Origin of the sequence: Neorhizobium turbinariae, from assembly GCF_023223505.1 — a bacterium.
Lineage (GTDB): Bacteria > Pseudomonadota > Alphaproteobacteria > Rhizobiales > Rhizobiaceae > Neorhizobium > Neorhizobium turbinariae.
Map to the genome: position 1 here is coordinate 1 of NZ_JALPRY010000011.1, position 11219 is coordinate 11219.

Here is an 11219-nt window from a genome sequence, read left to right on the forward strand (position 1 = left end):
TTACTATCCGGCCTGGTGGGAAGGCGGCCCCGCCATGCACGCCTTCTTCAACCTCGAAAAGTGGAACAGCCTGCCGAAGAGCTATCAGCAGATGCTGACCGACGCCTGTGCTGCCGCCAACATGAGCATGCTTGCCAACTACGACGCACAGAACGCCGTGGCGCTGCGCAAGCTCGTGTCCGAAGGCGCCGTTCTCAAGGCCTTCAGCCGCGAGATCATGGACGTCTGCTACAAGGCGGCAATGGAAACCTATGCCGATCTTTCCGCCAAGAGCCCGGCCTTCAAGAAGATCTACGACCACCAGCAGGCCTTCAAGAAGGACGCTTACCTCTGGGCCCAGATCGCCGAATATTCCTACGACACCTATATGATGACGCAGCAGCGCGCCGGCGCACTCTGAGGTCGATAGTCCCGGAAAGCATCTGAAGCCCGGCCTCGTGCCGGGCTTTTTCGTTGCCGGCACGCATGCCGGCGAGATCGGGCAGCGTCAGTACTTGTGCCTTGAAAACAGGTGGTTGGCATAGATTTCAAGAGGCTCCCGCGGCCCCTGCGGGAATTAAAGTCGGGCTTGAGCATTGCTAATTTGCCGATAGTCCCTATATTGAGCTTATCGAACTTGCTTGCGACCTTTGTCTACGCGCTCAGCGCACCGTCAGATTTCCTCTCAAATATCGATCATGCGGACGAGATACTGTCCGATCACACAAGCGATTGAAAGGAAATCGTTATGAATACTGGCACCGTAAAGTGGTTCAACAGCACCAAGGGCTTCGGCTTCATCGAACCTGATGATGGCGCACAGGACGTTTTCGTCCACGTCTCTGCTGTAGAACGCGCCGGCATGGCGTCATTGGCCGAAGGCCAGAAGATCTCCTACGAGATCGTCCGCGACCGCAAGTCCGGCAAGAATTCGGCCGATAACCTTCGCGCCGCCTAAGGATGTCATTCGCACGACTGACCGCGGATGTACCGGCAGTCAGTGCTTGAATGGCAGTTAAGAGGTCGGGGTCAATCCCGGCCTTTTTGTTTTTTCCGGACCTCGTGTCCGACAAAGGAGAATGTAGTGAGCGCAAGAACCTATGCGATCGGCGATGACGTCGTCCTCAAGGCTGGCCTCACGCGCATGGCAACCGGCGACCGCACATGCCGGATCGTCGGCCTCCTGCCCGCCGCCGAGCGCGGCGAAAACCAGTACCGGGTCCGGGTCGGAACCGAGAACTTCGAGCGACGGATCGTCCACAGCGATATCGACGCGGGTGAAACGGCAGCGTCAGCGCAGACCCGCCAGGCGGCCTCGTCGGCCGTTGCCGGCGGCTCCTGGCTCAACGCGTCGAGCATCCGGGTCGGCAAGTAGTTTAACAACCAGGAAAGGACATCATTTGCAGGTTCTAGTCAGAGATAACAACGTCGACCAGGCACTTCGCGTTCTCAAGAAGAAGATGCAGCGCGAAGGCGTTTTCCGTGAAATGAAGGCGCGCAGCGCTTACGAAAAGCCGTCGGAAAAGCGTGTGCGCGAGAAGGCCGAGGCCGTCCGCCGCTACCGCAAGCTGGCGCGCAAGAAGATGCAGCGCGAAGGTCTGCTGCCGGCTCCCAAGAAGGCTGCCCGCCCCGCCCGCTAGTGGCTTTCTGCCGCCGGACAACTCACCAGGAAGGAGAATATCATGACTGCCACAAAGGAAGAATTCTTCAGCCCCACCAAGCTTTCCGCGCGTGACAAAGCTGCTGCAACGGACCATAGGGCCCGCGCCATCATCGCGGCCGAGGCTTCGCAGCGGGAAAAGAAGACCGAAAAGCTGAAACTGCTCCGCATGGAGCGGGAAGCTGCCGAGGCCGCAAGCGAGCCAAAGGCAGCGCCAAAGAAGCGCAAGGTCTCCAAGGATCACTAGAAAAAAGCCCGGCTTGCCCGGGCTTTTTCATGTCGTCTACCTTCTAGGCTGGCTGCAGTTCGCCGCGTCGCTGCTGCGGGATCGGCGGGAAGGCAAGTGCAATCAGCACCGCTCCAAGCCCAACAAGCGCGGAACCGATGAACAGCCAGTTGTAGTTGTTGAACTGGTCGAAGGCCCATCCGCCCGCCAGCGGCCCGAAGGCCATGCCGATGCTCGACAGCATCGATGCCGCGCCGAGCACCGTTCCAAGCATCCGCGGCGCGAAATATTCCCCGGCCAGCACCGCATACAAGGGCATCACGCCGCCATAGGTGCCGCCGAAGATGATCGCGAGCATGTAGAATTCGGTGAGGCTGCCCGCCATCGTATAGGCGGAGATCACCGCCGCCTGGATCAGCAATCCGCCGATCAGCACCGGTTTTACCCCCAGCCGGTCGGCCAGCACGCCGTAGAGGATGCGCCCGCCAAGCCCCGCCGCCCCTTCCACGCTGTAGATCGTCACCGCCGACATCGGCGCGATGCCGCAGAACATGGCGTAGCTCACCATGTGGAAGATCGGTCCGGAATGGGCGGCACAGCAGGCAAAGAAGGTAAAGGCCAGCACTAGGAACTGCGGCGAGCGCAGCACCTTGCCGAGCGGCGTTGTCTCCTTCAGTCGGCTTGCCGTCGCCGCGCCGACCGGTGCATTGGCTGGTGCGGCCGGCGGCCGGCGCACCAGCAGCGCCGTCGGCAGAAGCAGGATCCAGGCGCCGACGCCGATCACGAACATCGCCATGCGCCAGTCGTCATACGCTGTGATCAGCCAGCGCGCGAAAGGCGAGATCGTCATCGGCGCCATGCCCATGCCGGCCGACACGAGCGACACCGCCAGGCTGCGATGCGTATCGAACCAGCCCATCGTCACCGCGATCATCGGCGCAAAGAAGGCGCTTGCCGACAGGCCGACAAGGCAGCCATAAACAAGCTGGAAAGCGAGCAGGCTCTCGACCTGACTTGCCAGCACCAGCGCCAGCCCCAGCAGCACCGAGCCGAGCAGCACCACGACGCGCGCACCATACCGGTCACTCGCGGCACCCCACATGAAGCCGCCCAAACCCATCACGATGAAATTCACGGCCATGGCGCTTGAAATGCCTGCATGCGACCAGCCGGTCGCCTTGGCCACCGGCTCCAGGAAAATCGCCAGCGAAAACATCATGCCCACGGCCACGCAACCCATCAGCGCGCCCGCAAACACGATCACCCATCTGTAACTGCCCGTCATGTCCGGATCCTCCACCGCGACGTTTGTCATCCACCCGTTCGAAAACAGGTGCCTGACTTCAAGACGCGCGGCCTCCCGCCATCCCGACAAAGACTAGCACATTCTTTTAGAAAAAATTTTGGAGGAGGTGGAGGCGAAATGACAAAGCCCCGCTCGTGGGCGGGGCTTTGCTAAACTTGATCTGGCCGGAACGTCAGCTGCCGGTATTCGGGCGGTTGTTGCCGACGGTCGAGTTGGTCGATGCCGTCTTGCCGTCCGGCTGCTGGCCGTAATAGGTGCCGCCGAGATGGCCGCCGCCGCTGGTGTTCTGCACCTGCTTTTCGGCGCGTGCTACGTTATCCTTAACGTCACTCTTGCTCATCTCTTTCCTCCATTTTCGAGGTGGTACAAGTGCTTAACCAGCCCCCGACGGATCTGTTCCGAAATAAAACCGCGCTATGACCCCGGCCAGGTTGACGCGGCACCCCCTGCCGCCTATTTGGGAACGACCGTTTCCGAATAGGCATCTCCAATCCATGTCCACCGCATCCGCGACCGCGGCCCCTCGTGCCGGCCGACCCCGTGAATTTGATCTCGATGCGGCGCTCGACCGGGCGATCGTGCTGTTTTCGGAGCGGGGGTACCACGCGGCCTCGATATCCGACCTCACCGAGGCGATGGGTGTCGCGGCCGGCAGCCTCTACAAGGCGTTCAAGGACAAGAAGGCGATCTTTCTCGCCAGCTTCGACCGTTACAAGCAGGTCCGCACGGAACTGCTGGAGGCGGCGATCGCCCAGGGCCGCACCGGTCGCGACAAGCTGCGCCGGACCGTGGCGTTTTATGCGCAAGCCGCACAGGGCGAGATGGGGCGCCGCGGCTGTTTGGTGATCGGCACCGCATCCGAGCTTGCCATCAACGACCCCGATGCCGCCGAACGCGTGTGCCGCTCGCATGCCCGCAGCGAAGCGCGCCTCGTGGAACTGCTGCGCGAAGGCCAGGCGGACGGCTCCATCCCGACCTACATCGAGCCGCCGGTGACGGCCAAAACACTGCTTTGCCTCATGCACGGCATGCGCGTCATGGGCAAGACGGGGCTCGACCCCGGACAGGCCGACAAGATGGTCGATGCCGCCATGAAGCTTCTCGACTGACCAACCAGTTTCTCCGACACTCCCTTTTCCTCCCCAAGGGGCTTTTGATGACAAGCAATACCGCAACCTTGGACGACGCTCCGGCTGTCCCGACAGCCATGTCGCCCGCAATGACCTTCGTAATGGCGCTCGCCTGCGGGCTGATCGTCGCCAACCTGTATTACGCCCAGCCGCTGGCGGGCCCGATTGCCGCTTCCATCGGCCTGCCGGCGCATGCCACCGGTCTCATCGTCACCCTGACGCAGATCGGTTACGGGCTGGGCCTGCTCCTCATCGTGCCGCTTGGCGACCTTCTCGAAAACCGTCGGCTGATCCTCATCATGATCGGCGTCGCAACGTTCTCGCTGCTGGCGGCCGGCCTCTCCAGTTCCGCGATACCGTTCCTCGCCGCGTCGCTCGCGATCGGGCTTGCCTCGACGGCAGTGCAGATGATCGTGCCCTTCGCCGCCAACCTGGCGCCGGACAGCCACCGCGGCCGGGTTGTCGGCAATGTGGTCAGCGGCCTTATGATCGGCATCATGATGGCCCGGCCGGTCTCGAGCTTCATCGCCGAATTTACGTCCTGGCACCTCGTGTTTTTCCTGTCCGCCGGCGTGATGATCCTGATCGGGCTGACGCTGGCGCTCCGGCTGCCGCAGCGCATGCCGCAGACCCGGCTTTCCTATCCCGCGCTGATCGGCTCGATGATTAAGCTTTACCGCACGCAGCCGGTCCTGCGCCGCCGCGCCTTCTACCAGACCATGCAATTCACCGCCTTCAGCGTGTTCTGGACGGTGACGCCGCTGGTGCTGGCCGGTCCGGCATTTCAGCTGAGCCAGGCAGGCATTGCGCTGTTTGCGCTGGCCGGTGTTGCCGGCGCCATCGCCTCGCCGATTGCCGGGCGCCTCGCCGACCGCGATCTTGGGAAGCCTGCAACGCTGTTCGGCATCGCTTTGGTCGCAGTTGCCTTCCTCATGACCCATCTCGCGCCGGAAGGCTCGACCGCCGCACTCGCGCTTATGACGCTTGGCGCCATTCTTCTCGATTTCGGCGTGACGATGACGCTGGTGATCAGCCAGCGCGCCATCTATGGGCTCGGCGCCGACCTTCGCAACCGGTTGAACGGGCTGTTCATGGCGACCTTCTTCCTCGGCGGCGCCGTCGGATCGGCCGTGGGCGCCTGGGCCTTCGCGGAAGGCGGTTGGCTGTTTGCATCCGCCATCGGCACCGTGTTGCCGATGCTCGCCTTCGCTTATTTCCTCACCGAAAAGCGCTGATGATAGACGGATGGCAGGGCCCGCTCGACGCGCCCTGCCATCGCATTGTCACTATTCGACGAGGTTGATTTCCTCGGTCTCACCACCCTCGCAGGTGTAGCAGCAGTCTTCGCAGCTATCCTTGTTGTTCGGGCCCGTACCCCAATAGGTCTGCTTGTCGCCGGAAACCCAGGCGCCGTAGCAGATGGTTTCGCCCTGCTGGCAGGACAGCTTGATCTGCTTTGAATCGCCGTCATCGAGGTAATAGACCTCGTTGCCGCCGGGCCAGACATGCTTGCGGTCCTGGCTGTAGAGCTCGACTTCAACCGCGTTTTCGTGGCTGTTCTTCATGATGAAGGTGACGTCGTCCGCCAGGGCCTGGCCAGCGAAAAGACCTGCCATTGCGGACACAATGAATGCTGCTGCACGGCGCTTCGCCGGCAGCGAATATGAGATAGGCATGAAGTTCCCCCTTGAAACGCCAATGACTGGCGCGCGCTACTAAGAGCTGATTTCTTCTTGCAAATCGAGATGGGCAAGCGTCAGGGACACAAAAATTCTTGGCAGTTGGCTCAGGGAATTCGCTTGTAGAACAGGGTCGTGTCGCAAAAGCCGCCTTGCGGCCACATCGCATATTGCGGGATCACGCCGACACGTTCCCAGCCGAAGCGCGGATAGATCTTTTCCGCGTCGCTTCCCGTTGCCGTATCGAGCACCAGGAGCGTGCGCCCGCGAGCCGCGGCCTCCGCTTCCACCACTTCCATCAGCCTGCGCGACAAACCTTGGCCGCGCGCCGAGCGATGCACGAGAAGCTTCATCAGGTCGCCGCGGTGCGGCTGGTTCGGCTTCGTCGCAAGTCCCACCTGCACCGATCCGACGATCCTGCCCTCCAGTTCCGCCACGGCGAGGATGATCGTGCCCTTCTCCACCGCATCGGCAATCTCCTGCCAATAGGCCACGGCGTCCTGCGGCGCGTAAGGCAGCATGAAGCCGAGCGAAGCGCCGCCATTGATGCAGTCGGAGAGGATCTCGCAAAGATCACCTGCCCTGGCGCGGGCTTCGTCGGCAGTGGCAATCCAGATCGTGGCAGTCATGGGAGCCTCATTGAGTGGGATTGGGGTGTCAGCGGCCACGGTCGAGGATGACGGCGTAGCGGGCGGGTTTGTCGGAAGGGTTGTGGAAGTCGAAGGCGTGGCCAATGTCCATGAACAGGCAATCGCCAGGCTCGAGCCGATGCACCGTCTCGCCGATCACCATCTCCAGCACGCCCTGAAACAGCCAGACATGCTGGGTCATGCTGCGGCTTTCGTCGCGCGGCGGAAAGCTGACGCGCGCGCCCGCAGGAAAGTCCACCTCGACGATATCGACGCGGCTCGGCATGCCGGGCGGCGACACTGCGCGTCGGACATAACCCGTCTGCGGATCGCGCCAGGTCTTCTGCTCTCTCCGCCGGATGAGCGGCGCCGGCGGCTGCGCCTCGTCTGCAAAAAATGCCGAAAGCGATAGCCCGAGTGCTTCGCAAAGCCGCGCCAGCAGCGCCGCCGTCGGGCTCGCTTCAGCCCGCTCGATCCGCGAGATCATCGCCCGGCTGACGCCGGAACGGGCCGCGAGTTCATCCAGCGTCAGGCCCGCGCCGGCTCTCAGCCGCCGCAGCTTCTCGCTGATCGCGCCATCGATGTCACCATTCTCCGCTTCCATTATTCGAGCATGACATTCTCTTATGATGGAATCAATTGGTGGAGCATCGGACACATGAAGATTTTGGCAGCGGGTGACGTTTCCACGACAGCCAGGCATCATGCTCTGCGGTAGAGAGCATCCAGACCCATTCCGGAGCCACCAGATGAACGATGCGAGCACGACCAGGGTGTCGCCGCTGTCGATCGCCAGCATCGTTTTGTCGATGACGATCGCCGCGGTCGGCAGCGGCATCATGTCGACCTACGTGCCCTTCGTGCTGACCCAGGCCGGCGAAACCTGGGCGGCGAGCAGCGCCGTGCCCGCGCTTGCCTTTGGCGGCCTCGTGGGCTGCGTGGTCGGCGGGCCGCTGATCCGCCGCGTCGGCCATGCGCGCCTGTTTGCCTGCTCCATGGCGATGGTCATCATCGCCGCCGTCATCATTGCGGCCAACCTGCCGGCCATCTGGTGGATCCTTGCCCGCGGGCTCTACGGCGCCGCCTCCAACGTGAACTTCATCATCGCCCAGAGCTGGCTGAACCATGCCGCCTCGAATGAATGGCGCGGCCGGGCAATGTCCTTCTTCTACATGGCTTATGTGCTCGGGCTTGGCGCCGGCGCCTGGGCCTTCGGCCAGATCCCGGTCGAAGGCAATCTTGCGCCGCTGGCCGTCGTTTTCGTCACTGCCCTTTCGATCCTGCCGATCGGCCTCACCCGCCTGCCGAACCCACCGCCACCGGCCAGCGTCAGCGTCAACATCCCGATGGCCTGGCGCATCTCCCCGGTCGGCCTCATCGGCGTGCTGGCCTCCGGTGGGCTTTCCATGTTGATCCAGGGCTTTACCCCGATCTACGCCACGACCAGCCAGATCTCCCAGGGCGAAATCGCGCTGCTGATGCTCGTCATGCAGACCGGCCTGCTCTTCGTGCAATACCCGCTCGGCATGTTGTCGGACCTGATCGACCGGCGCGTCGTGCTGCTCATCACCTGCTGCCTGGTGGTTCTCGCCGGTGGCGCCGCGCTCTTCATCTCCTTCGGCACCATCATCCTGCTGATGGTGGTTTTCCTCGTCTTCGGCGGCGCGGTCGAAACCGTCTATTCCGTTGCCAATGCGCATGCCAACGATCGCGCGGACCCTGGCGACTTCGTGCCGCTCTCCTCCACGCTGCTGGTCGCCTGGTCGACGGCCGCCACCGTCGTGCCGCTCGGCGTCACCCTGCTGACGCCCGTTTTCGGCCAGCACACCTTCATCTATGCGGTGATGCTGGTCGCCACCGCTTACGGCCTTTACGTGCTGCGGCGGCTGAAGGAGCGCAAGCCGGTGCCGACCGACGAGCGCGAGAACATCCGCATCCGCAGCGCCCAGGTGCCGAACGCATCCGTCATCACCGAACCGGATGCCGACACCACCGCCCCCTGATTGCCGCAAACGCTTTGCCTGCCGGGCGTTTTATCCTCAACGAATGGTTATCTTTCCGCTTTGCGGTCTCCATTCGCGCTGCTATATGCGCGAGCCATGAGCACCTCTTCCCGCACGCCCCTTGACCATATCCGCAACTTTTCCATCGTTGCCCATATTGACCACGGCAAATCGACGCTGGCCGACCGTCTGATCCAGACGACCGGTGGCCTTGCCGAACGCGAAATGTCGGAACAGGTCCTGGACTCGATGGATATCGAGCGCGAGCGCGGCATCACCATCAAGGCGCAGACCGTTCGCCTGCACTACAAGGCACATGACGGCGAAACCTATATCCTGAACCTCATCGACACCCCCGGCCACGTCGACTTTGCCTATGAAGTCTCGCGTTCGCTGTCGGCCTGCGAAGGTTCGCTGCTCGTGGTCGATGCCTCCCAGGGCGTCGAGGCCCAGACGCTTGCCAACGTCTACCAGGCAATCGACAACAACCACGAGCTCGTCACCGTGCTCAACAAGATCGACCTGCCGGCGGCCGAACCCGACCGTATCAAGGAGCAGATCGAGGAAGTCATCGGTATCGATGCCTCCGAAGCCGTGCTGATTTCGGCCAAGACCGGCCTCGGCATTCCGGATGTGCTGGAAGCGATCGTCCAGAAGCTGCCGGCGCCCAAGAGCGAGCTTGGCGAAAAGGGCCCACTGAAGGCGCTTCTCGTCGACAGCTGGTACGACACCTATCTCGGCGTCATGGTTCTGGTGCGCATCATCGATGGTGTGCTGACCAAGGGCATGACCATCCGCATGATGGGCACGGACGCCAAGTACCAGGTCGAGCGCGTCGGCGTGCTCACCCCGAAGATGGTCAATGTCGATAGCCTCGGCCCCGGCGAGATCGGCTTCATCACCGCTTCCATCAAGGAAGTGGCCGATACCCGCGTCGGCGACACGATCACCGAAGACAAGCGCCCGACCGCGAAGGCCCTTCCGGGCTTCAAGCCGGCCCAGCCGGTGGTGTTCTGCGGCCTCTTCCCGGTCGATGCGGCCGATTTCGAAGACCTGCGTGCCGCCATGGGCAAGCTGCGCCTCAACGACGCGTCGTTCTCGTTCGAAATGGAATCGTCGGCAGCGCTCGGCTTCGGTTTCCGCTGCGGCTTCCTTGGCCTGCTGCATCTGGAAATCATCCAGGAACGCCTGGAGCGCGAGTTCAACCTCGACCTCATCGCCACCGCGCCTTCGGTCGTCTACCACCTGACGATGACGGACGGCACGACGCGCGAGCTCCACAACCCGGCCGACATGCCGGACGTGGTGAAGATCGACAAGATCGAGGAACCGTGGATCAAGGCAACGATCCTCACGCCGGACGATTACCTCGGCGGCATCCTCAAGCTCTGCCAGGACCGTCGCGGCATCCAGACCGAACTCACCTATGTCGGCAAGCGCGCCATGCTCACCTATGAGCTGCCGCTCAACGAAGTGGTGTTCGATTTCTACGACCGCCTGAAGTCGATCTCCAAGGGTTACGCCTCCTTCGACTACCACCTGCACGGCTACCGCGAGGGCAATCTGGTGAAGATGTCGATCATGGTGAACGGCGAGCCGGTGGATGCGCTCTCCATGCTCGTCCACCGCTCGGCGGCCGAAAAGCGCGGTCGCGACATGTGCGAAAAGCTGAAGGACCTGATCCCGCGGCACATGTTCAAGATCCCGATCCAGGCGGCGATCGGCGGCAACGTGATTGCCCGCGAAACGATCTCGGCGATGCGCAAGGACGTGACGGCCAAGTGCTACGGCGGCGACGCCACCCGCAAGCGCAAACTTCTGGAAAAGCAGAAGGAAGGCAAGAAGCGCATGCGCCAGTTCGGCAAGGTCGACATTCCGCAGGAAGCATTTATTGCGGCGTTGAAGATGAAGGACGATTGAAGGGCGGAAGTTAGCTTCAAGCCTCTCCTCATCCGTCAACCACCTCGCATCCGGGTGCCGATCTAGCACCCCCTCATCCGCCTACCGGCACCTTCTCCCCGCAGGCGGGGAGAGGGTTAGGGTGAGGGGCCAATGCTGAACCCTCGCCGCGTGGTGACTGCAGCATTGTCTTCGCACCCGCCAGACGACATAGTTTCTTTAGAGACCACGTCGGAGGGGAAACGCGTGAGGGGGCCGAAGGAAAAGACCACATCTCGCGCCCGCCAGTTGCGTCAATCCGACAACGACGCAGAGGCACGGCTTTGGAGCGAGCTACGCAATCGCCGGCTCAACGGTTTCAAGTTTGTCCGGCAACTTCCTGTCGGACCCTACTTCGCGGATTTTGCCTGCAGGGATGCGCATCTGGTCATCGAGGTAGACGGGAGCCAGCATGCGGGAAGCGAATACGATGCGCGACGCGACGCGTTCATGGCGGACCACGGGTGGTCGATCGCCAGATTCTCGAATGTCGATGTCTTGACTGATCTCGATGGGGTGCTGGAAACGGTGGTGGCGATCTTAGACGGTTGCCTTGTTGAACCCGTCGAGGCTCACGATTTCCGCTTCATTCCGGGTCGCGGTCGCTGAACTGGCCTTTGCCTTATTAACTTGCGCTCATCCTGCCAAGATGAGCCTGCCCCTCATCCG

14 protein-coding genes and 1 pseudogene are annotated in these 11219 nt (G+C 62.3%); 10 read left to right on the plus strand and 5 right to left on the minus strand.

Features of this window, described 5'->3' with window-relative positions:
- The 5 genes and pseudogenes from M0654_RS10550 to M0654_RS10570 all read left to right on the plus strand — a co-directional run.
- Positions 1–400 (plus strand): annotated as a pseudogene (locus tag M0654_RS10550) (ABC transporter substrate-binding protein); the annotation flags it as partial.
- 327 nt (positions 401–727) lie between these two features.
- Entirely contained in the window at positions 728–937 is a 210-nt protein-coding gene (locus M0654_RS10555) for a cold-shock protein (protein ID WP_118851336.1), read from the plus strand.
- Between the two features lie 126 nt (positions 938–1063).
- Positions 1064–1354 carry a cold-shock protein gene (locus M0654_RS10560; protein WP_118851335.1) on the plus strand — a complete coding sequence of 97 codons (291 nt, stop codon included), beginning with the start codon at positions 1064–1066 and terminating at the stop codon, positions 1352–1354.
- A gap of 25 nt (positions 1355–1379) precedes the next feature.
- A complete protein-coding gene (rpsU, locus tag M0654_RS10565; RefSeq protein ID WP_118851334.1) occupies positions 1380–1619 on the plus strand; it encodes a 30S ribosomal protein S21 in 240 nt (79 codons plus the stop codon).
- Positions 1620–1661: 42 nt separating this feature from the next.
- On the plus strand, positions 1662–1886 hold the full coding sequence (locus M0654_RS10570) for a hypothetical protein (RefSeq protein ID WP_248683066.1): 225 nt from the start codon (positions 1662–1664) through the stop codon (positions 1884–1886).
- Positions 1887–1929: 43 nt separating this feature from the next.
- Here the strand turns inward: M0654_RS10570 and M0654_RS10575 are convergent, their stop codons facing one another.
- Positions 1930–3150, minus strand: a complete 1221-nt coding sequence (locus M0654_RS10575) for an MFS transporter (protein ID WP_248683067.1) — start codon at positions 3148–3150, stop codon at positions 1930–1932.
- Between the two features lie 193 nt (positions 3151–3343).
- Positions 3344–3511, minus strand: a complete 168-nt coding sequence (locus M0654_RS10580) for a hypothetical protein (protein WP_248683068.1) — start codon at positions 3509–3511, stop codon at positions 3344–3346.
- Between the two features lie 154 nt (positions 3512–3665).
- On the opposite strand from M0654_RS10580, the gene M0654_RS10585 reads away from it, so the two are divergent.
- Together M0654_RS10585 and M0654_RS10590 are read left to right on the plus strand one after the other, a co-directional pair.
- Positions 3666–4280 (plus strand): TetR/AcrR family transcriptional regulator, encoded by a 615-nt coding sequence (locus tag M0654_RS10585; protein WP_248683069.1) that lies wholly within the window; start codon positions 3666–3668, stop codon positions 4278–4280.
- 47 nt (positions 4281–4327) lie between these two features.
- Positions 4328–5536, plus strand: a complete 1209-nt coding sequence (locus M0654_RS10590; RefSeq protein ID WP_248683070.1) for an MFS transporter — start codon at positions 4328–4330, stop codon at positions 5534–5536.
- A gap of 51 nt (positions 5537–5587) precedes the next feature.
- Here the strand turns inward: M0654_RS10590 and M0654_RS10595 are convergent, their stop codons facing one another.
- The 3 genes from M0654_RS10595 to M0654_RS10605 all read right to left on the minus strand — a co-directional run bounded on the left by M0654_RS10595 (position 5588) and on the right by M0654_RS10605 (position 7213).
- Positions 5588–5977 (minus strand): hypothetical protein, encoded by a 390-nt coding sequence (locus tag M0654_RS10595; RefSeq protein ID WP_118851329.1) that lies wholly within the window; start codon positions 5975–5977, stop codon positions 5588–5590.
- A gap of 110 nt (positions 5978–6087) precedes the next feature.
- Entirely contained in the window at positions 6088–6609 is a 522-nt protein-coding gene (locus M0654_RS10600; protein ID WP_248683071.1) for a GNAT family N-acetyltransferase, read from the minus strand.
- Between the two features lie 28 nt (positions 6610–6637).
- Positions 6638–7213 (minus strand): helix-turn-helix domain-containing protein, encoded by a 576-nt coding sequence (locus M0654_RS10605; protein ID WP_248683072.1) that lies wholly within the window; start codon positions 7211–7213, stop codon positions 6638–6640.
- Positions 7214–7358: 145 nt separating this feature from the next.
- On the opposite strand from M0654_RS10605, the gene M0654_RS10610 reads away from it, so the two are divergent.
- The 3 genes from M0654_RS10610 (at position 7359) to M0654_RS10620 (ending at position 11159) form a co-directional block, all read left to right on the plus strand.
- Positions 7359–8612 (plus strand): MFS transporter, encoded by a 1254-nt coding sequence (locus M0654_RS10610; protein WP_248683073.1) that lies wholly within the window; start codon positions 7359–7361, stop codon positions 8610–8612.
- A 96-nt stretch (positions 8613–8708) separates the two neighbouring features.
- Positions 8709–10532: a translation elongation factor 4 gene (gene lepA, locus M0654_RS10615; RefSeq protein WP_118851325.1), complete on the plus strand. Its 1824-nt coding sequence runs from the start codon at positions 8709–8711 to the stop codon at positions 10530–10532.
- 225 nt (positions 10533–10757) lie between these two features.
- The gene (locus tag M0654_RS10620) at positions 10758–11159 is read left to right on the plus strand and encodes an endonuclease domain-containing protein (protein ID WP_248683074.1); all 402 of its coding nucleotides are present in this window, start codon (positions 10758–10760) and stop codon (positions 11157–11159) included.
- Positions 11160–11219: the final 60 nt, after the last annotated feature.

Coding starts and splice junctions, on each gene's coding strand:
- M0654_RS10580 (WP_248683068.1), bottom strand. CDS start 3,511: ATGAGCAAGAGTGACGTTAAGGATAACGTAGCACGCGCCGAAAAGCAG.
- M0654_RS10590 (WP_248683070.1), top strand. CDS start 4,328: ATGACAAGCAATACCGCAACCTTGGACGACGCTCCGGCTGTCCCGACA.
- M0654_RS10595 (WP_118851329.1), bottom strand. CDS start 5,977: ATGCCTATCTCATATTCGCTGCCGGCGAAGCGCCGTGCAGCAGCATTC.
- M0654_RS10575 (WP_248683067.1), bottom strand. CDS start 3,150: ATGACGGGCAGTTACAGATGGGTGATCGTGTTTGCGGGCGCGCTGATG.
- M0654_RS10570 (WP_248683066.1), top strand. CDS start 1,662: ATGACTGCCACAAAGGAAGAATTCTTCAGCCCCACCAAGCTTTCCGCG.
- M0654_RS10585 (WP_248683069.1), top strand. CDS start 3,666: ATGTCCACCGCATCCGCGACCGCGGCCCCTCGTGCCGGCCGACCCCGT.
- M0654_RS10600 (WP_248683071.1), bottom strand. CDS start 6,609: ATGACTGCCACGATCTGGATTGCCACTGCCGACGAAGCCCGCGCCAGG.
- M0654_RS10610 (WP_248683073.1), top strand. CDS start 7,359: ATGAACGATGCGAGCACGACCAGGGTGTCGCCGCTGTCGATCGCCAGC.
- M0654_RS10605 (WP_248683072.1), bottom strand. CDS start 7,213: ATGGAAGCGGAGAATGGTGACATCGATGGCGCGATCAGCGAGAAGCTG.
- M0654_RS10555 (WP_118851336.1), top strand. CDS start 728: ATGAATACTGGCACCGTAAAGTGGTTCAACAGCACCAAGGGCTTCGGC.
- lepA (WP_118851325.1), top strand. CDS start 8,709: ATGAGCACCTCTTCCCGCACGCCCCTTGACCATATCCGCAACTTTTCC.